We start from the raw sequence: 17,727 nt of genomic DNA, 5'->3' as shown, positions 1-17,727 counted from the left end.
CACCGCTGCACCGCGCCGCGGCTGCTGCCTTGCGTTGTCTAGGCGAAGTGCTCGCCATACGTCCCCGCTCAACTCAGGCGTGGTGCTGCTGAGCCTTGGACGCCTGAGGACAGGGGCGTCTGGAGGACTGCCGGGTTGAAGCTGTCATAAGCCTGCGCTTGCTGTTCCTGCAGAACTTGTTGCTGTCGGCGGACTTCGATCTCCGGGTGGGGGATTTGGTCGGGTGCGCGGCGTCCGGTGGTGAGGTCGTGGGCTTGGTGGGCGGCGGTGGCGGCGATGTCGAGGATGTGGCGTTCTTCTGGGGTTTTGGGGGTCCAGCTCCAGGGGTTGTTTTGGTCGTGGCCGGTGTGTTCGGTGGCGGCGCAGACGGTCGCGACTCTTTGCCACCACATGGTCTTCGCGGTCGAGTCTTCGGGTTCTGGTCCGAGGTAGTCGAGCCAGTGGACCTCGTCAGCGACGGCTTGTTGGGCGAGGTGGTGGGCGCGTTCGCCGATGGCGTTGACGAGGGCGCGGGTGTATCCGGCGAGGCTGTCGGGTTTCGGGTTGGTGCCGGTGGGGTTGAACTCGATCCAGGGGGCGAGGCCGATGATGAGTTCCGGTGGTGTTTCGGTGCTGCGGTTGCGGGTGGTACGGAGTTCTTCGGTGTAGGCGAGTTTGTCGGCGAGGTCGGCGATGGTGCCGGATCGGGTGAGGTTGTCGCGGAGGGTTTCGGTGGCGGTGCGTTCGGTGTCGTCATGGTCGAGGATGCGGACGAACGCCGCTTGCGCGACTGACTGTTCGGCCTCCGGTGGGAACCCTTCCTGCTCCGGGACTTCCACGGCGAAGTAGAGGTGGTTGGCTTCTTTGCCTCTCGTGGCGGGGACGTAGACGCTCTCGCGTCCGGCCAGTTCGGGGTCGATGAGGGTGTGGGTGGTGTCGACGGTGCGGCCTTGGGACCGGTGGCCGGTGACGGCATAGGCGAGCTCGACGGACTCGGTGACGTAGGCGGCGGGCAGGACTAGGCGTCCGCCGTGCTCGGTGTGGCGGACGGTAAGGGCGTCGTCGCCTAGGTGGGTTTCGACGGTCCAGGTGTCGCCGTTTTTGACGAACTGGCCGCCCTGGCAGGAGAGGTCGCGCCTGGGGGTGCGGGTGACGATGCGGTCGCCTGCGGCGGCGGTGTTGCCGTCGTGGAGCGTGACGCCATCGGCGGCGACGTGCCCGGCCGCGACGAGGTCGGCTCGCGCCCGCGCTGAGAGGGCCGTGACTTCTTTGTTGGTCCCGGCGATCATGAGCGCGGTCTTGCCCTCGCTCGTGTCGGCCAGCCAGGCATGGTAGACCCGCTCCCGCAGTTCCTCGATGCTCCCGGCGTGGAGGCGGCCGTTGCCCGCGTAGAAGTCGACGGCGGTGTTGTCGCCCTCGCGCAGTTGGAGTGATGCGGCGGCTTCGCTCGGGTCGTGGAAGCGGTGGATCTCTTCGAGGACCACGGTGGGTGTCTCGGATGCCAACAAGCGCAGCGCGCCTCCGGACTCGACGGCGGAGAACTGGTAGTGGTCGCCGAGCAGCCGCAGTGCGGCCCCGTGCTGGTCGGCGATGTCGCGCAACCGGTCGAGGTTCAAGGTCCCGGCCATGCCGGCTTCATCGACCAACAGCATATCCCCAGGGCGGAGCCGGAACTCCTCGAACATGGGCGGCACAGACGCGCCCACCGCGAGCTGTTGCGCCCATTTGCCTTTGGTGTGCTCAAAGACAAACTTGTGGATGTTCTCGGCGGGCCGGTCGAGTTCCGCTCCGAGGACCGCAGCGGCGGCCCCGGAGGACGCGAGGGGGACCAGGCGGCGATCGTCGGTGTCGAGGACGTGGGCGAGGGCGCGCATGGCGGTGGTCTTCCCGGCCCCGGCCGGACCGATTCCCGCCACCGTCTGGCGCGAGTCGGCGGCGAACGATTCGACGAGCCGCCGCTGACTGGCATCGAGGACACGGCCTGCGCCCTGCTCGAACTCGGTCACTGCTGCCGAGACTTTCTCGGGGCTGGTGGCGGTGATGATGCCAGGGACGGTCGCGGATTCGATGAGGTTCGCTTCCGCGTTCATGATCGCTTCGGAGGTGTAGCGGGCCGCGCCGTGCGCCTTGAACACCGAGACGCCGTCCTTGCGACGCAGTACGGTCGGTTCGGGCACGATGGCCGGGGCTTCGAGGCTGATGCTCGCGCCCAATGCGGTGTCGGTGATCCTTTCGACCAGGGCGGCGCGTTGGGCGTGGTCGGTGAGGGTGACGCCGTGCTCGGCGAGGGTCCGGTGGGTGGCGGCTTCGACGTTCCACCGGTTCCACGTCGCCCGGTACTCCGACACACGCGCCGTCACCTCATCCGCGAGAGCGCCAATGTCGAGCTGACCCGCAGACCCGGAACCGAGCCGGTTACCGCCGACGGTGACCCTCTGGAAACCGGTGAGGGCGTCGGTGCCGAACCGGTCGGTGAACTGCGACCGCCACTCCTCGTTGAGATCCTGCAATGAGCGGGCGTGGCCTTTGGTGTTGCGAGTGTCGAGGTTCGCCGTGCGCGCCAACTGCCGCTCGGTGGCCTTGTCCGGGCTCCGCCCATGTGCGGCCCGGTAATCGGCTGTGAGTTCGTTGTAGCGCTCCACGATGCCCGCGCGGCGGCTGGCGAAGGATTTGATCCACTCGTCCTTGACCCCGGCGACCTCCCACACCGGCTCCTTGCTCGCCCCCGTGTCGGTGCGCATCTGCCAGGCGACGCCGAGGCGTTTGGTCAGTTCGGCGCGGAACGCCGAGTCATAAACTGCCCCGGCGGTCACGGTGATGAAGTGCAGCGGGCGCCCGTCGATCGTTCGCCACTTCCCATCCCCGGCGGCCTGGACCCGATTCGCGACCGCGAGGTGGGTGTGGAGGTGGGGTTCGCCGTTGCGGTCATCGAAGTGGTCGAAGGAGACCGCCACGAGCCCGCGGGTGTCGACTTGCGCCGGACCGCCGGCCCCGACCCGCGTGAACGCCGCATGCTCCTCCAGGTACGTCAGCGCTTCGGCAACGGCGGCGTCGTGCGCCCATTTCACTTGGGCGCGAACGTGCTGTGAGTTGTGTAGCGCCCACAGCATCGACGCCGACTTGACCGGCGCGAACACCAGGTCATACCCGGCCACCGCCTGACGCGACTGCTGCGCCGCGACCTTCCGCGCCTCGCGCAACTCCGCTTGCGTCGGCTCCCGACCCTGCTCGATCAAAATCTTGTCGACCTGCCGGTTGAACCGCTCGGTGTAATCCAGCGTCCCCTGCTCGTACTTCGGAAACGCCCGACCCAGCCGCGCCGCCCGCACGGCCTCCTCGGCGATCCGCACCTCGTCACCGGGCTTCTTCACCCGGTGAAGATTCGCGGCGGTGTAGTCGTCCATGATCCGCCGCGCGTCCGGGTGCATGCCCTCCCCGAACAGGAACCGCATCTGCTCCTCAACCACCCGGTCACCAGGTTTCAGGTCCAGGCCGTCGAGCCCGGACCCGAGCCAGACACCGGGCGGATTCCCGCGCGCGTTGTAATAGGCGACCGCGTCCGCCTCCGTCGCGAACACTCGCGGCGTATCGCCCGCGGCGACCGACTCCGTCAGATACAGATAACCCGAACCCGCGAAGATCTTCTTCAACGAAAGCAGCGCACACCACCAAACCAGAGGGAAAAGACGACAGGAAATGGCACTCGAATCGCTGGGAAGCGATAGGGGAGAGCAACCATAGCCCGCACTCCAGCGGAGTGCAAGATGTGTCTGCCGTTTTTCTCGTTGGGTCTCTGAAGTGATATTCTTGCTGGTAGATAGTCTAATCTACCTGTCATTGTCTGTTGATGGGTATTCAAATGTGCTGAACTCTATTGACGAGTACTGGTTAGTCATTGGCGGTACTAGTTCATCTGACATCCAGGCTTCAAGTGACTTGTTCTCCGGACGTTGAGCGTTGACCTAGTGCCTTTAACATCGGGCGGCTGAGCGAGCGGGACCAGCCCCACCGCTGGTCCCGCTCACGCATTTTCATTCACTCCTGAAACGCTGCCATTTGACGCCGATGCCAGGCGAGCTGATCGCGTCGTGGCCGCCCTGACCGCCGACAATCTCGTACCGGAATCCGCTGAGGTCTCGGTCGCCGTTGCGTTGCCACGCGGTGAGGATCTGCTCGACGGCCTGCCAGACGCGGCGCTTCCCGCCCTCACGGACAAGTGACTGCTCGCCCTCGATCTCGAAGGCCACCCAGGAGTCGGAGGCGTGGTCGATGATCATGGTCGGTGTCTCATCGTCAGCCAGGTAGTAAGAGGCGTCTCCGAGCACCCATCCGGCGAGGAACCCGATGACGAAGTCCTCCAAGTCGGCTGGCGTCCAACCGCTTGGCCGTGCCGCTGCGGCTTTGATTTCCTCTGGTGCCGGGAATCGGACCGGGCCTCGCCGGGGCTGCTGTCGGGTCTCCATGAATCCTGAACCGGGGACGATGAACGCTCCGTTGGCCCGTCCGTCCCCGACCCTCAACTTGAGGATCGACATGCCGAGCGGGCGGGTGTAGATCGTGGTGATGATGATGCCGCCGGGCTTGACCAAATCGAGCCACGCGTCTGGCACTGTCGGAAACGAGCAGGTGGCGATGAGTCGATCGGCTTTCAGTCCATCGGTGTTCGCGCCGTCGCCGACGAGAAGGCGCGGCGAGTAGCCGGTCTTCCGCAACCGTGAAGCGGCCTGTTCGGAGACGTTCGGGTCGATCTCGATCGAAGTGACGTTGTCCGCGCCGAGACGTTCGCACAACAGCGCGGCGTTGTATCCGGTGCCGGTTCCGATCTCGATCACGGACATGCCATCGTCGAGTTCGAGCGCTTCGAGCAGGTCGGCCATGAGCCCTGGTTCGGTCGATGACGAGGTCGCCGCTCCTGTCACCGCTGACTGGACATCGACTGGAGTCGTATCCCCGTTGATCTGGGTGACGCAGGTCCGGTTGCTGTAGATCTGCCCCAGCCAAGTCGCCTCGTCCGCTGTTTCGACCGTGACCGGCTCCCACATCCCAGCGTTGTCGAGGTTGAAGAAATACGGCAGGAACACATGCCGGGGAACGGCGGCGAACGCCGCGCGCCACTGAGGCGAGACGATATGGCCGTCCGCGATGAGCCCGGCCACCATGTCGTGGCGGAACGGTTCGGCGGTCTTATCGAGTTCCATGCGTCCCCCGCGAGAGCAGCCGAGCGAAGGTCTTCGCCATCGGTAGTCCGGTCTCGTCTTCCAGCCATGCCCACTGTCCGGCCGGGTTGCATTCCAAGAACCAGTACCGGCCTGCCCGGTCCAGAGCGAAGTCGAAGCAGCCGTAGGCGAGGCCGAACGCTTCAAGGTAGTCGCGCACCGTGATTTCGATGTCCTCGGGCACCGCTACCGGCTCGTATGCGAGCCGGTCGTAGTCGGCTCGCCAATCGAGGAGGCCGCTGTCGATCCGGACGGCGAACAGCTCCTCGCCGACGACGGTGAGTCGGATGTCGGCGACCTTGTCCACCTTGGCTTGGAACTGATGCGCGGTCAAGGAAACTTCGTCGGTGATCTCCTCGGGCTCGATCGCACCCGTCCAGATCGCGAGCGGTTGGCCGTCGCGGTCGATTTCTGGCGGACGCAGCGACTTGTACACCACCGAGCCATGCGAACGGGCGAATGCCCGCGCATGGTCGGGACGGTTGGTGACCGTCGTGGCAGGGACGCGGAAACCGAGGTGTCGGGCGCGTTGAAGCTGGAGCAGCTTGTTCTCCGCCCGGCGAACGAAGTCCGGGTGATTGACGTGGAGACACGGCAACGCCTTCAGCGCAGCGACGAACCCGGCACGCGCCTCGCGCTCACCGAACGCCGCCACTTGCGCGTCGGGATGGCCTGAGACGACCGGGGTTGGTCGTCTCCAGTACACGGACCGCACGTCGTTGAAGTACACCGTGCGAGTGGGAGTCGCCAGGCTCCCGAGTCCGGTCTCGGCGATCTGAAAATCGACGTGATCGGGAAAGTCGGCCAGATCGAATCGGGCCACGCGCATTCCTGCCGCGCCCAACTGCTCGATCACCGAATCCGCGGTCGTATCACCGAGCGTGGTCACCACCAAGACCGAGCTAGTCATACGAGGAATCCGTGTCGGTGTCACTGGAGGTGTCGCCAGGGCGACTCCCGTCGGTCGAACGGGAAGTGCTCGTCTGCTTGTGCTTCACCGTCGGCCGGTGTTTGAGCGTGGGAAGAAGCCCGCCGTCCATGTCGTACCAGACGGCTGTCTGCGTCACCGGGTCCACCCGAACCGGTTCCCCTTCCACCATCTCAGGGGTGCCATACGGCGAGAGCTGGGAAAGTCCCCACGGTGTGCGGTCCATCGTTGCCTCCTTGATTGTCGGATAGGGGATCTCACTTGTCACGGAACTCATCACGGAGCTCGCCGTTGGACTTGTGGCGGACCTGCCAGAGCGCTTTCTCGAACTCGGTGGCGTGCGCTGGCGGACCGCCGATCCGTTCTGAGGTGCGCTTCGAGCCTGCTGCTTCGCAACGGTCAGGGTCAGGTTCGGGCGACATCACGAACCTCAGCTTGCCGGATCTGCTGCACACGATGAATCGTGTGAGAGAGGAGAACACGGGCGAACCCGTTGCCGGGCTCAATCCAGTCAGGCCACTCCGCTTGATAGTCGCCGAAGCTGAACCGGCGGTCCCGCAGGCCGCTGATCCGCAAAAGCTTCACTGAATCGCCGCACCAGGTTTCGACGGTGTCCGGGTCGTTCGGGTCGTCGCCGAAGACGATGAACTGGAGAAGTTCACCGGGGCCGATGACGCCGAGATTGTGGCTGGGCTTTGAAGCGTCGCTCATTGAATGGGCACCAACTTTCTCGCGGTGTGGTTCGCTTCGTGGCGAAGGAAGACCATCAGCGTCTCGAATACGAAGCGACGCCGCCATGTCACGTCGTATGTCCGCCAGGGGTCGGACCATGACACGGCATACGGGACGACGCTGGTTCGGACTCCCCGCAATACGAGTGCGAGAACACCGCCGCAGTAGACGTGAAGCGTTTCTTCACCGGGCATGGTGACCGCGAAGTCGGTGTGGCCGTCGTTGAACGAACCGAGGTCGCTGTGGGGAGCCGGCCGGGCCACTCTGGAGGCTGACATGCTGGTCATTCACGGTCTCCTTTCTGCATGCTTGTATCGTGGCTCACGTGAGTGCCGGAAGCTAGAAGTCCGCCGTTGCATGCTGTTGCATGGCGCGAGGAGGTGGCATGGAATTCGGGTGGCGTTTGAAGGAGTTGCGAGCGGCCCGGAAGGTGTCGCTTCGCGCTCTAGCTCGGCGAACATCCTTCGACCACACCTATCTGTGGCGGATAGAGAACGGTGAGCACCCAGGTACCGTCGAGGTCGCGCAGCGGTGTGACGAGGCCCTTGGAAGCACGACCGAACTGGCCGATCTCGCGAGAGCGAGTGAGGACGCAGGGGCTTTCGGCCCGAACCTGTTGCGGTCCATACGGCAGGTAGAGGGTTCAGAGGTGGAACGAAGAAGCTTCCTGATGGTGGCGTCGTCATCGGTGGCCGCGAGCGCAACGGGTCTTATCGGCGGGCCGAGAGCCATCGGAACCGGTGATGTCGCGGCGGTGCGGGACATGACCGCGCTGTTCTCTCGTGCTGACCAGCGACATGGTGGCGGGCACGCACGGAATGCCCTGACGCAGTACCTGATGACCGACGTCCTCGACTCCTTGACGGGACGGTTTCGCAGTGATGCCGTCCGACGGCAGCTTTTCTCTGCCGCAGGCGAAGCCGCGTATCTCGTCGGCTGGATGTCCTTCGATGACGACCGACACGAGGAAGCCCGTCGCGCCTTCGCGCTAGCTGTTGAACTCGCGACGGAAGCCGATGACTCGGCACTCGTCGGACACGTGCTCCGCGCAATGGCTCACCAAGCCAACGACCTCGGCCACGTCTCGCAGGCGCTGCGGTTCTCCTCGACTTCAGTCGAGGGCGCTTCCTATCTAGCGGCCGGGCCAAAGGAACGCGCGTTGATGGGCGTCGTTCACGCCCGCGCGCTCGTGTCCGCCAATGACCATCAGGCCGCGTCACGCGCCCTGCTTCAAGCTGAGGACGATCTCGCGTCAGCTTCAGCGGGCGATGCCGAACCTGACCGGGTTTTCTTCTTCGGGGAGGCGGCGCTCGCGCACGAGACCGCCTCCGCGCTACGGGACATGAACGACTATGACGGGGCGATTCGCGAGTTCGAACGGAGCGTCGAGGCTCGCAAGGCGCAGACTTTCACGCGCACCCACGCCGTCACGCTCGGGTACCTCGCCGAAGTTCAAGCCCGCAACGGCGACCTTGAGACCGCCAGCGATACCTGGTCGCAGGCGCTCGACGCCATGAACGGCGTCCGGTCTGGCCGAACGCGGAAGGTCATCGGCAACATGGTCGAAGTACTCGATTCCTTCCAAGGAGCGGGCGGCGACCAGGTCGCGGAACTTCGCTTGCGTGCCAACGACCTACTCTCAGACTCGCAGTGACGAACCCGAGGAGCAGCATGGCAGAGGAATTCACCGTCCGACCGGTCGCACACGTCATCGGTGGGCGTGAGAAACCCACCGACGATTACTGGGGCGGCACGAAGTCGATCATCCGCATCGACGATCCGCGCTTCGATGAGGAGTCGACTCGGGGGCTGGACGAGTTCTCCCACCTTGAGGTCGTGTTCTACTTCCACCTGACCGACCCCGCCGACCTGCACTTCGGCGCGCGAGCCGCACGCGACAACCCCGAATGGCCCAAGGTCGGCGTGTTCGGCCACCGCAACATGCGGCGGGTCAACTGGCTCGGTGTGAGCCGCTGCAAGCTCCTCAAGGTCGACGGACTCGACCTCCATGTCGAAGACCTCGACGCCGTGGACGGCACACCGGTCCTCGACATCAAGCCTTGGTTCCAGGAGATGGGGCCGCGCAGCGAAACCGCTCAGCCTTCTTGGGTCGGCGAGATGTTGGTCGACTACTTTGCACCGCAACAAGATTGAGTCGGAGGTTGCCGAGCTTCAAGCCTTGTTGTCGTCACGATAGGAGCGCTCCGTGCGGATCGGGATCACCGGACATATGAACTTGACGCCTGCGACCGTCGACTTGGTGCGGGCGGCGCTGAAAAGCGCACTGGCCGGGATCGAGCCGAGCGAGTTGGTCGGGGTGTCGTGCCTGGCGGAGGGTGCCGACGCGATTTTCGCTCAAGCCGTCCTCGACTCGGGAGGGCGGCTCGAAGCCCTGCTCCCCGCCCCCGACTATCGCGACACCCGAGTCAGTCAGGCCCATCTGCCGACCTTCGATGCTCTTGTCGCGCAAGCTCATGAGACGCGGTACATCGCCGATGCATCCTCTATGCAGGTCTACGCGGAGGCGAACACCTTCATGATCGAAAGTGTCGACGTGCTCTACGCGGTCTGGGACGGCCAAGCGTCCTCGAAGACTGGAGGCACTGCGGACGCGGTCGCGATGGCTCGAACTCGCGAAGTCCCGGTGAAGATCATCTGGCCCCAGGGGTCGGAGCGCTCTTGACTGCGACGCCATTCGAGTGACTGAGATAACAGTGTGCTGGCGGGGGCTGGCGAGTACTGTCTGGTCTTGACGGCCAGGTCCAGCGTCGAAGCGGGGTCGAGGCCGGGCGAGTGGTGTTGTGGGGAAAGCAAAAACCCCAGCCGTAGCTGGGGTTTTACTGCGGTCCCGACGGGATTTGAACCCGCGACCTCCACCTTGACAGGGTGGCGAGCACTCCTAGCTGCTCTACGGGACCTTGGTCGAACTCTTGCGAGTTCTTCAAGGCCGTAAGACCTCTTCATTTATACCAGGCGCTCACCGTGTGACCGGTGCCGCGTCTGGGTCGTACCCCCAACGGGATTCGAACCCGTGTTACCGCCTTGAAAGGGCGGCGTCCTAGGCCCCTAGACGATGGGGGCGCTCGATGATCCTGGCACGCGACAAGCGATGTCGCATTCCCATTTCACCGGCTTACCACCGCGGAATTCCGCTCGGGCTCGACAAGCATACGCGACAGCGCGAACCCCTTCCCGGGTGGGTCGCCTTTGAGACCGCGGTCTCATGCCTCCAAGCGTCCTCGGGGTCGCGGCGCTGCTCGCGGCCGGTGCGCGGGCGTCCTTGCTAGCGTTGGCGCATGGAGTTCGCCTATCTGGGACCGCGCGGCACGTTCACCGAGGCCGCGCTGCGCCGACTGCCCGCGGCCAAGGGCGCGCAGGCCACGCCGCTGGCCTCGGTCCCCGAGATCCTGGAGGCCGTGCGCCGCGGCGAGGTCGACGCGGGCTTCGTGCCGCTGGAGAACTCCCAGGAGGGCACCGTCACCGTCACCGTGGACGAGCTCGTGGGAGGCGATCCGCTCGTCATCGCAGGTGAGGCGGTCCTGCCGGTCACGTTCGTGCTCGCCTCGGCGAAGGCCCCGGCCGACATCGCCACCGTGGCCTCGCATCCGCACGCGCTCGCGCAGACCCGCGCCTTCCTGCGCCGGGAGCTGCCGAGGGCCGCCGTCCACCAGGCGCTGTCGACCGCGCAGGCCGCGCAGCGGGTGGTCGAGGGCGAGTTCGACGCGTGCGTGTGCGCCCCGTTCACCGCCGAGGCCGCAGGGCTCACCGTGCAGGCCTTCGACATCGGTGACAACTCCCGGGCCGAGACCCGCTTCGTGCACGTCAGGCGCCCGGCCGCGCCGCCCGAGCCGACCGGAAACGACCTCACCTCGCTCGCGGTCTACATCGACCACGACCGGGTGGGCGCGCTGCTGGCGGTGCTCACCGAGTTCGCGACGCGCGGGATCAACCTCACTCGCATCGAGTCGCGTCCCACCGGTGAGGCCCTGGGCCGGTACGCGTTCTTCCTCGACTGCACCGGCCACCTCGCCGACACGCGCATGGGCGAGGCGCTCAAGGGCCTGCGCCGCATCTGCGCCGACGTGCGTTACCTCGGGTCCTACCCCAGGGATCACGCCGACCGGCCGGTGCCGCCGCCCGAGGGCCTGACCGACGCCGACTTCGCCGACGCCGCCGCATGGCTCCAAGTGCTGCGCGAACGGGGCACCGCGAGCTGAGCCTCTAGGCTGTGGGCATGGTCTCCCTCGTCGACGACATCGTCCTCCTCGCCTACGACGACGCCACCGGCCGCTCCCGGGTCGGGCACCTCGAATTCGGCATCGCCGGGGCCGCGCTTCTCGAACTCGTGCTCGCCGAACGCGTCTCCCTCACCGACGGCAAGATCAGCGTGGACGACCGGGCTCCGATCGGCCAGGCCGTTCCCGACGCGGCCCTCGCCGCTCTGGCGGCCGACAAGCCCCGCAAGCCCAAAGCGGTGGTCCAGCGCCTCGCCCGCGGCGTCAAGCGGCGGGCCCTCGACGACCTCGCCGCGCGTGGGCTTATGCGCGTCCAGCACGACCGGGTGCTCGGGTTGTTCCCGCTGCGCCGCTACATTCCGGGCGCCGCCGGAGCCAAGACCGACGCCCGGTTCCGCCTCGCGTCGGCCGTGGACCTCGGCCGGGCCCCTGACGCGCGCACCGCGGCGCTCGGGTCGATCGTGTACGCCCTCAACATGGAACGCGTCGTCTTTCCCGACCGCCAGAAGTCGCAGGTGCGGAAGGTCCTCAAGAACTTCAGCGAGGGCTCGTGGGCGAGCGAGGCCACCCGCGGGGCGATCCAAGCCGCCCAGGCGGCGGTCATGGCTGCGGTCACCGCGGCCGCGGCGGCGGCCGCGTCGAGCTCCTCGGGGAGCTGATCGGGCGGGGAGGAGACGCCGGACGTGCGGCGTGGTTGACTTGAGTCATGTCTGAAACATCTGCTTCGCATCCCGAGCCCCCCGTGCCGCCGGTCCCGCCGGTGGCCCCGGTGGCGCCCGAGCCGCCGAGGACGCTGTTGCCGGACGACCCGAATCGCACCAAGATCTCCGACCCCGAGCGGATGAAGGCGCTCGCGCACCCCGCGCGGATGGCGGTCTTCGACTTCCTCGGCATGCGGCGGGTGCAGGGTTTCGACGGGGCCACGGCCACCGAGATCGCCGAGGTCGCGGACATGACCCCGAGCGCGATGAGCTACCACCTGCGGACCCTTGCGAAAGCGGGCTTCATCGAGGAGGCCCCGAGCCGGGGGGACGCACGGGAGCGGGTGTGGCGACTCGCCCTGCACAGCTTCTCCATCACGGCCGAGGACGACGCCTCCGAGAGCGACAAGGTCATCGAGCGCACCATGAGCGAGGCGTTCAGGGAGAGGGAGGAGCGGAACTTCTCACGCTTCCTCGACCACCGGTTCGACCTGGAGCCGCGGGTGCGGGAGGCGACGCTGGTGCAGCACGGCAAGCTTCGGTTGACCCCGGAGGAGGCCATGGAGTTCGGACGCCGCTTCATCGAGCTCGAAGAGGAGTACGCCGAGATCACCCGGAAGCGGATCGCCGACGGGCGGGACGCGCCGAGCGACGCGATCGTCTACCACTCGATGTACCGGCTCTTCCCCAGGATCTGAGGCCGTCACCGCCGCAAATCCGGGCGGTTGCACAAAGTCATGAAAGAACTACTTCAAAAAAATCTGAAAAACCTCTTTCGCAATCCGTTGTGAAGGACTATCTTCGAAATATGTCTTTCACATCCTTCGCTGACGGGACCCGCTGGTCCGACGTCCACACCGCCGCCATCTGCGCGTTCCTCGCCGGAACCGCCATGTTCACCGCCGACTTCGCCCTCACCCTCCGCCTCCAGGGCGAAGGCCACGGCGGCCTCGTCATCGCCGCCCTCATCATCTTCGCCACCCTCCCGCTCGTCGTCCTCGCGCCTCTCACCGGACGCATGGCCGACCGCTTCGACAGCCGCGCCCTCATGGCGGGCTCCGGCCTCCTCCAGGCCGCCGCGATCATCGCCATGGCCTACACCGACAACCTCTACGCGCTCTTCGCGCTGGTCGTCCTCAACGCCTGCGGCACCGCGATCCTCCAACCGGTGGTGAGCGCACTCGTCCCGGTCATGGCCAAGCGCGAGGATCTGCCGCGGGCGATGGCCCTGGTCCAGACCGGTACCCTCGTCGGCCTCGCCACCGGCCCGGCCGTCGCCGGATTCGTCATCGGCGCCCACGGCGCGGGAGCCGCGCTCGCCATCGCCGCCACCTGCGCCGTCCTTCGCGTCCTCCTGTGCTGCGACATCCGCACCCGCCGCGGCGGCGTCCGCCGCGAGCGCCCCCTTCCCGGTGCGACCCGGGCTGAGACCTGGAAGCTCAGCGGCGACAAGCTCCTCGGCTCGATGGTCCTCGGCCTCAGCGCCGTGATCGCCGCGATGTGCGCGGTGAACGTGCTCAGCGTCTTCCTGGTGCTCGACGTCCACGGGGCCAGCGAAGGGGTCTACGGCCTGGTCAAGGCCTGCTGGATCGTCGGTATGGTCGCCGGTGCCTGGATCGCGGCCGCCGCGATCCGCCGCCTGGTCCGCGACGTGCAGCTCGCCTGGCTCCTCATGGCCTGCCTGGCCGGGGTCGGCCTGGTCTGCGTCCTCCAGGGCCTGCCGCTGTTCTCCGCGTTGCTGCTGGTGCCGCTCAACTTCATTGGCGGGATCTTCAACGCAGGTGAGAACGCCGCGATGGGCATGGCGGTCGCCCGCCGAGTCCCCGAGGCCTTCCGGGGCCGCGCCAACGCCGCCGTCAACGGCCGCGTCAACGCCGCCCAGCTCATCGGCTTCCTCCTCGGCGGCGCGATGTCCACGGTCATGCCGATCCAGGCCGCGTTCATCGTGATCGGCCTCGTCTCCATCGCGATCGTCATCGCCTGCCTCCCGGTCATCCGCAAGGCCGCCCGGGCCGAAGAGGTCCAGTCCGCCTCCCCGACCGGCGCCGCGCTGGTCACCGCCGCCTGAGGCACCCCGGCGCCGAACCGTATATCCTATAGGATATATCGTATAGGATCGCGGTGGAGAGTAGAACGACATCAGGACCGAGTGGCCCAGGGCCGCCAGGTCGAAAGCGCCACAAGGTCACGAAGGCCACGGAGTAACGCCGGATAAGCCCGGATCTCCGTGGCCTTCACTGCTGCCCAGACCTGTTGCCCCGGTTCGAGACCGAGGCGGGCCGCGCCGGCCGGGGTCACGTCGGCGGCGGCCCTGAGGGAGCCGTCGAGCTGGACGCGCAGGTGGTCGCCGTGGCGGTGGACGCCCGAGACCGTCGCGCGCCAGGTGTTGCGCGGGCTCCCGTCCGGGCGCTCGCGGTAGAGGGCGACCGCGCTGGGCGCGAACGCGGCGAAGGCCTCGCCCCGGAGCGCCTCGCCGGTCTCCAGCGTCGTCCCCGAGGGCAGGCGCAGCGTGGTGCCGGACGCGTTGCCGCGGTAGAGGTTCAGGCCCACCAGACGCGCGATGTAGTCGGTGCGGGGCCGGGCGGTCACCGATTCGCCGTCGCCTTCTTGCACGGCCGCACCGTCTTCGACCACGACGAGCCGGTCGGCGAGCATCAGGGCGTCCACCGGGTCGTGGGTCACCAGGACGACGGCCCCGGGGTGTCCGGCGAGGTGGCGGTGGAGTTCGGCGCGGGTGTCGAGGCGGGTGCGCGCGTCCAGGGCCGCGAGCGGCTCGTCCAACAGGAGCAGCGCGGGGTCGGTGGCGAGCGCCCGGGCGAGTGCCACGCGCTGGGCCTGGCCGCCGGAGAGCTGGCTGGGACGCCTTTTGGTGAAGTCGCCCAGGCCGACCCGTTCGAGCCAGTTGGTTGCGATCGTGCGGGCCTCGTGGCGGGAGCGGCCTTGGCGCCTCGGCCCGAACGCGACGTTGTCGACCGCGTTGAGGTGCGGGAACAGGAGATAGTCCTGGAACACGACGCCGATGCGGCGCCTTTCGGGTGGGACGCGGTCGAGGGGGCGGCCGTCGAGGGACACGTGGCCTGCGGTGAGCGCTTCGAGCCCGGCGAGGGCCCGCAGGCCGGTGGTCTTCCCGGCGCCGTTGGGGCCCAGGAGGGCCACGGTCTCGCCGGGGGCCACGTTCAGGCGCAGGTCGAGGCGGAAGGCGCCGCGGTCGACCACGAGGTGCGCGTCGAGTCCGGCGGTCACGGCGCGGCCGTCCAGCGGTCGCGCAGGGACGCGAGGACGATCACCGACACGGCGAGAAGGATGAGGCTGAGGACGATCGCGGCCTCCAGATCGGTTTGGAGCGCGAGGTAGACCGCCAGCGGCATGGTCTGGGTGCGGCCGGGGAAGTTGCCGGCGAACGTGATCGTGGCGCCGAACTCGCCGAGCGCGCGGGCCCAGCACAGGACCGCTCCGGCGAGCACCCCTGGGGCGATCATCGGGAGCGTGACGTGGGTGAACACGGTCCAGCGTCCGGCTCCGAGGGTCGCGGCGGCCTCTTCGAACCTCGCGTCGGCGCCGCGCAGGGACCCTTCGACGGAGACGATGAGGAAGGGCATGGACACGAACGTCATCGCCAGTACCACGGCGGTGGTGGTGAAGGGGATGGTGATGTCGAAGCGCTCGTGGAGCCAGGCGCCGACCAGGCCGCCTCGGCCGAAGACGAGCAGCAGCGCCACGCCGCCGACGACGGGCGGGAGGACGAGCGGGACGGTGACCAGGGCACGGATGAGGCTGCGGCCGGGGAAGTCGCCGCGGGCGAGGAGCCAGGCGATGGGGACGCCGAACACGAGCGAGAGCGCGGTGGCGGCGGTGGAGGTGACCAGGGACAGGCGCAGGGCTTCGAGCATCGCCGGTTCGGCGAGGCGGGAGGGGAGTTGGGCCCACGGGGTGCGGATGAGGAGCCCTGCGAGCGGGAGGATGAGGAACGCCAGGCCCGCCATGGCGGGCACGAGCAGTGCGACCGGGATGCGGCGGCGCTGACGGGTCCGTTTGGCGGGCATGGCGTCCATCATCGTCTACTGCGCCTGCGGGTCTTGGAATCCGGCGGCTTCGAGCACGGCCTGGGCTTGGTCGCCGAGCACGAACTTCGCGAACTCGATGGCGAGGTCTGAGTTCGGGGCCTCGGCGAGGGCGGTGATCGGGTAGGTGTTCTGGGCCGAGGAGGACTCGGGGTACTCGACGGCGTCCACGTCGCCTTCGGCGGCGATCGCGTCGGTGCGGTAGACGAGCGCGGCGTCGACCTCGCCGAGGACGAGCTTCTGGAGGGTGGACTTGACGTCGGCCTCGTAGGTGACGGGGGTGAGGTCGAGCGCGGCGGTGTCGATGGAGGTCTGGGCGGCGGTGCCGCAGGGGACCTCGGGGGCGCAGGCGGCGAAGTCGAGCCCGGCGAGATCGGCCAGGCCGGTGACGCCGTCGGGGTTGCCCTCGGGGACGGCGATCACGAGCTGGTTGAGCGCGAACGTCTGCGGGTCCTCGGCGGCGCCGGCTTCGACGACCTTGTCCATGTTCTTCTCGTCGGCGGAGGCGAACACGTCGGCGGGCGCGCCTTCGGTGATCTGGGCGGCGAGGTCGGAGGAGGCGGCGAAGTTGAACTCGACGGTCACGCCGTCGTGCTCGGCCTCGAACTGCTCGCCGATCTCGGTGAAGGCCTCGGTGAGCGAGGCGGCGGCGAACACGGTCAGGGTGGTGGGCGCTTCGCCGCTGGACGTGTCGTCCCCGCCGTCGCCGCAGGCGGCGAGGGGTGCGAGGGCGAGGACCGCGGCGGCGGTCAGGAAGGCCTTGGCGCGCATGGCGACTCCAATGATTCGAGGGCGCGCCCGGACGGCGGTGTCGGGCGTCGCTCCGGTCGGGGCGGTCAGCGGTCGGGGCGTTCGACCACGACGTTGGTGGACTTGACGACCGCGGTCGCCAGGGAACCGACTTCGAGCCCGAGCTCGTCCACGGCCTCACGGCTCATCAGGGACACGACCCTGAACGGCCCGACCTGGACGTCGACCTGGGCCATCACCTGGTCCTTGACGATCGCGGTGACGATGCCCCGCAGCCGGTTGCGCGCCGACGAGGAGCCGGCCCCCGAATCGGGAGCGGCGGCCCGGTCCCGCGCGAACGCGGCGAGATCGGCCCCGGTGATCACCCGGTGCCCATGCTCATCGCGCTCGGCGGCCAACCTGCCGCCGTCGATCCACCGCCGAAGCGTGTCAGCGGAAACCCCGAGCAACTCGGCGGCCTCCCCGATACGAAACGTCGTCACCATCTGATCCTAATCTCGAATCTGCGAGCCTCACTACCGAATCAACCTCGTATTTGCACAACGATGGCTCGATCCTCCTCGCGGATGCACAGGGAATGTCGGACCCCCGTGTCAGGGTATTTCCCGGGGGCCCACCGGGACCGCTCTCGTGGTCGCCGCGCGCCCGAAAACCGGCGCACACCGCTGTTCGAACAGGGCACTGTCGGACCCATCTGTCAGGGTATTTCCCGGGGGCCCAGCGAACCTGCTCCCGTGGCCGCCCCGCGCCCGAAAACCGGCCGCTCAACCCCACCCGAGCTGGTGCAGCCGGGCTTCCTCGATGCCGAAGTGGTGGGCGATCTCGTGCACCACCGTCACCGCGACCTCCTCGACCACCTCCTCGGGCGTCGCGCACATGCGCAGCGTCGGCCCGCGATAGATCGTGATCGTGTCCGGCAGGACCCCGCCGTACTCCCAACCGCGATCGGTCAGCGCCGTCCCCTGATACAGCCCGAGCAGCTCCTTCTCCGGGCCGTCCGGCTCCTCCTCCACGAGGATCACCACATTGTCGAGCATCGCCATCAGCTCGGCCGGAACCGAGTCGAGCGCGTCCGACACGGCCGCCTCGAAGTCCGCCTGGTCCATCTCCACCGCCACACGCCCA

18 protein-coding genes and 2 tRNA genes are annotated in these 17,727 nt (G+C 67.6%); 7 read left to right on the top strand and 13 right to left on the bottom strand.

What is annotated here, in order from left to right; all coding sequences use genetic code 11:
• Positions 1 to 68: 68 nt before the first annotated feature.
• From mobF to AB0B28_RS16390, 6 genes are all read right to left on the bottom strand, one after another.
• Positions 69 to 3,629: a MobF family relaxase gene (mobF, locus tag AB0B28_RS16415; RefSeq protein WP_360121593.1), complete on the bottom strand. Its 3,561-nt coding sequence runs from the start codon at positions 3,627 to 3,629 to the stop codon at positions 69 to 71.
• Between the two features lie 381 nt (positions 3,630 to 4,010).
• On the bottom strand, positions 4,011 to 5,177 hold the full coding sequence (locus AB0B28_RS16410; RefSeq protein WP_360121591.1) for a methyltransferase domain-containing protein: 1,167 nt from the start codon (positions 5,175 to 5,177) through the stop codon (positions 4,011 to 4,013).
• Entirely contained in the window at positions 5,164 to 6,105 is a 942-nt protein-coding gene (gene tgmB, locus AB0B28_RS16405; protein WP_360121589.1) for an ATP-grasp ribosomal peptide maturase, read from the bottom strand. Before tgmB ends, AB0B28_RS16410 begins: the two co-directional genes overlap by 14 nt.
• Positions 6,098 to 6,349, bottom strand: a complete 252-nt coding sequence (gene tgmA, locus AB0B28_RS16400; protein WP_360121587.1) for a putative ATP-grasp-modified RiPP — start codon at positions 6,347 to 6,349, stop codon at positions 6,098 to 6,100. The genes tgmB and tgmA overlap by 8 nt, the downstream gene beginning before the upstream one ends.
• 179 nt (positions 6,350 to 6,528) lie before the next feature.
• Positions 6,529 to 6,834, bottom strand: coding sequence for a hypothetical protein (locus tag AB0B28_RS16395; RefSeq protein WP_360121585.1), 306 nt, complete (start codon positions 6,832 to 6,834; stop codon positions 6,529 to 6,531).
• The gene (locus tag AB0B28_RS16390; RefSeq protein WP_360121583.1) at positions 6,831 to 7,142 is read right to left on the bottom strand and encodes a hypothetical protein; all 312 of its coding nucleotides are present in this window, start codon (positions 7,140 to 7,142) and stop codon (positions 6,831 to 6,833) included. Before AB0B28_RS16390 ends, AB0B28_RS16395 begins: the two co-directional genes overlap by 4 nt.
• Positions 7,143 to 7,240: 98 nt before the next feature.
• Between AB0B28_RS16390 and AB0B28_RS16385 the strand changes: the two genes are divergently transcribed.
• From AB0B28_RS16385 to AB0B28_RS16375, 3 genes are read left to right on the top strand one after another with little or no spacing between them, the layout of a single operon-like run.
• Complete coding sequence (locus tag AB0B28_RS16385) at positions 7,241 to 8,509, top strand: helix-turn-helix transcriptional regulator (protein ID WP_360121581.1); 1,269 nt, start codon at positions 7,241 to 7,243, stop codon at positions 8,507 to 8,509.
• A gap of 17 nt (positions 8,510 to 8,526) precedes the next feature.
• Positions 8,527 to 9,009 (top strand): SAM-dependent methyltransferase, encoded by a 483-nt coding sequence (locus AB0B28_RS16380; protein WP_360121579.1) that lies wholly within the window; start codon positions 8,527 to 8,529, stop codon positions 9,007 to 9,009.
• A gap of 52 nt (positions 9,010 to 9,061) precedes the next feature.
• Positions 9,062 to 9,538 carry a hypothetical protein gene (locus AB0B28_RS16375; protein WP_360121577.1) on the top strand — a complete coding sequence of 159 codons (477 nt, stop codon included), beginning with the start codon at positions 9,062 to 9,064 and terminating at the stop codon, positions 9,536 to 9,538.
• A gap of 160 nt (positions 9,539 to 9,698) precedes the next feature.
• Here AB0B28_RS16375 and AB0B28_RS16370 read toward each other — a convergent pair.
• Both AB0B28_RS16370 and AB0B28_RS16365 read right to left on the bottom strand, forming a co-directional pair.
• Positions 9,699 to 9,773: transfer RNA gene (locus tag AB0B28_RS16370), tRNA-Asp, on the bottom strand.
• A 90-nt stretch (positions 9,774 to 9,863) separates the two neighbouring features.
• Positions 9,864 to 9,936, bottom strand: a tRNA-Glu gene (locus AB0B28_RS16365).
• Between the two features lie 215 nt (positions 9,937 to 10,151).
• Between AB0B28_RS16365 and pheA the strand changes: the two genes are divergently transcribed.
• The 4 genes from pheA to AB0B28_RS16345 all read left to right on the top strand — a co-directional run bounded on the left by pheA (position 10,152) and on the right by AB0B28_RS16345 (position 13,859).
• Positions 10,152 to 11,072, top strand: a complete 921-nt coding sequence (gene pheA / locus AB0B28_RS16360; RefSeq protein ID WP_360121575.1) for a prephenate dehydratase — start codon at positions 10,152 to 10,154, stop codon at positions 11,070 to 11,072.
• Positions 11,073 to 11,089: 17 nt separating this feature from the next.
• Positions 11,090 to 11,749: a GPP34 family phosphoprotein gene (locus AB0B28_RS16355; protein ID WP_360121573.1), complete on the top strand. Its 660-nt coding sequence runs from the start codon at positions 11,090 to 11,092 to the stop codon at positions 11,747 to 11,749.
• Between the two features lie 47 nt (positions 11,750 to 11,796).
• The gene (locus tag AB0B28_RS16350) at positions 11,797 to 12,489 is read left to right on the top strand and encodes a helix-turn-helix domain-containing protein (protein ID WP_360121571.1); all 693 of its coding nucleotides are present in this window, start codon (positions 11,797 to 11,799) and stop codon (positions 12,487 to 12,489) included.
• Between the two features lie 110 nt (positions 12,490 to 12,599).
• Entirely contained in the window at positions 12,600 to 13,859 is a 1,260-nt protein-coding gene (locus tag AB0B28_RS16345) for an MFS transporter (protein WP_360121570.1), read from the top strand.
• Positions 13,860 to 13,930: 71 nt separating this feature from the next.
• Here AB0B28_RS16345 and AB0B28_RS16340 read toward each other — a convergent pair whose 3' ends face one another.
• From AB0B28_RS16340 to AB0B28_RS16320, 5 genes are all read right to left on the bottom strand, one after another.
• Positions 13,931 to 15,049 carry an ABC transporter ATP-binding protein gene (locus tag AB0B28_RS16340; RefSeq protein ID WP_360121714.1) on the bottom strand — a complete coding sequence of 373 codons (1,119 nt, stop codon included), beginning with the start codon at positions 15,047 to 15,049 and terminating at the stop codon, positions 13,931 to 13,933.
• Complete coding sequence (locus AB0B28_RS16335; RefSeq protein WP_360121568.1) at positions 15,031 to 15,834, bottom strand: ABC transporter permease; 804 nt, start codon at positions 15,832 to 15,834, stop codon at positions 15,031 to 15,033. The genes AB0B28_RS16340 and AB0B28_RS16335 overlap by 19 nt, the downstream gene beginning before the upstream one ends.
• 15 nt (positions 15,835 to 15,849) lie before the next feature.
• Complete coding sequence (modA, locus tag AB0B28_RS16330; RefSeq protein ID WP_360121566.1) at positions 15,850 to 16,623, bottom strand: molybdate ABC transporter substrate-binding protein; 774 nt, start codon at positions 16,621 to 16,623, stop codon at positions 15,850 to 15,852.
• 65 nt (positions 16,624 to 16,688) lie between these two features.
• Positions 16,689 to 17,084, bottom strand: coding sequence for a TOBE domain-containing protein (locus AB0B28_RS16325; RefSeq protein WP_360121564.1), 396 nt, complete (start codon positions 17,082 to 17,084; stop codon positions 16,689 to 16,691).
• Positions 17,085 to 17,366: 282 nt separating this feature from the next.
• Positions 17,367 to 17,714, bottom strand: a complete 348-nt coding sequence (locus AB0B28_RS16320) for a metallopeptidase family protein (protein WP_360121713.1) — start codon at positions 17,712 to 17,714, stop codon at positions 17,367 to 17,369.
• Positions 17,715 to 17,727: the final 13 nt, after the last annotated feature.

The organism is Glycomyces sp. NPDC046736 (genome assembly GCF_040645615.1).
Classification (GTDB): Bacteria; Actinomycetota; Actinomycetes; order Mycobacteriales; family Micromonosporaceae; genus Glycomyces.
The sequence above is the reverse complement of the archived record's forward strand: the minus strand, read 5'-3'. Positions and strand labels throughout refer to the sequence as shown.

Coding starts and splice junctions, on each gene's coding strand:
- AB0B28_RS16410 (WP_360121591.1), bottom strand. CDS start 5,177: ATGGAACTCGATAAGACCGCCGAACCGTTCCGCCACGACATGGTGGCC.
- tgmB (WP_360121589.1), bottom strand. CDS start 6,105: ATGACTAGCTCGGTCTTGGTGGTGACCACGCTCGGTGATACGACCGCG.
- tgmA (WP_360121587.1), bottom strand. CDS start 6,349: ATGGACCGCACACCGTGGGGACTTTCCCAGCTCTCGCCGTATGGCACC.
- AB0B28_RS16395 (WP_360121585.1), bottom strand. CDS start 6,834: ATGAGCGACGCTTCAAAGCCCAGCCACAATCTCGGCGTCATCGGCCCC.
- AB0B28_RS16390 (WP_360121583.1), bottom strand. CDS start 7,142: ATGACCAGCATGTCAGCCTCCAGAGTGGCCCGGCCGGCTCCCCACAGC.
- AB0B28_RS16385 (WP_360121581.1), top strand. CDS start 7,241: ATGGAATTCGGGTGGCGTTTGAAGGAGTTGCGAGCGGCCCGGAAGGTG.
- AB0B28_RS16380 (WP_360121579.1), top strand. CDS start 8,527: ATGGCAGAGGAATTCACCGTCCGACCGGTCGCACACGTCATCGGTGGG.
- pheA (WP_360121575.1), top strand. CDS start 10,152: ATGGAGTTCGCCTATCTGGGACCGCGCGGCACGTTCACCGAGGCCGCG.
- AB0B28_RS16355 (WP_360121573.1), top strand. CDS start 11,090: ATGGTCTCCCTCGTCGACGACATCGTCCTCCTCGCCTACGACGACGCC.
- AB0B28_RS16350 (WP_360121571.1), top strand. CDS start 11,797: ATGTCTGAAACATCTGCTTCGCATCCCGAGCCCCCCGTGCCGCCGGTC.
- AB0B28_RS16345 (WP_360121570.1), top strand. CDS start 12,600: ATGTCTTTCACATCCTTCGCTGACGGGACCCGCTGGTCCGACGTCCAC.
- AB0B28_RS16335 (WP_360121568.1), bottom strand. CDS start 15,834: ATGCCCGCCAAACGGACCCGTCAGCGCCGCCGCATCCCGGTCGCACTG.
- modA (WP_360121566.1), bottom strand. CDS start 16,623: ATGCGCGCCAAGGCCTTCCTGACCGCCGCCGCGGTCCTCGCCCTCGCA.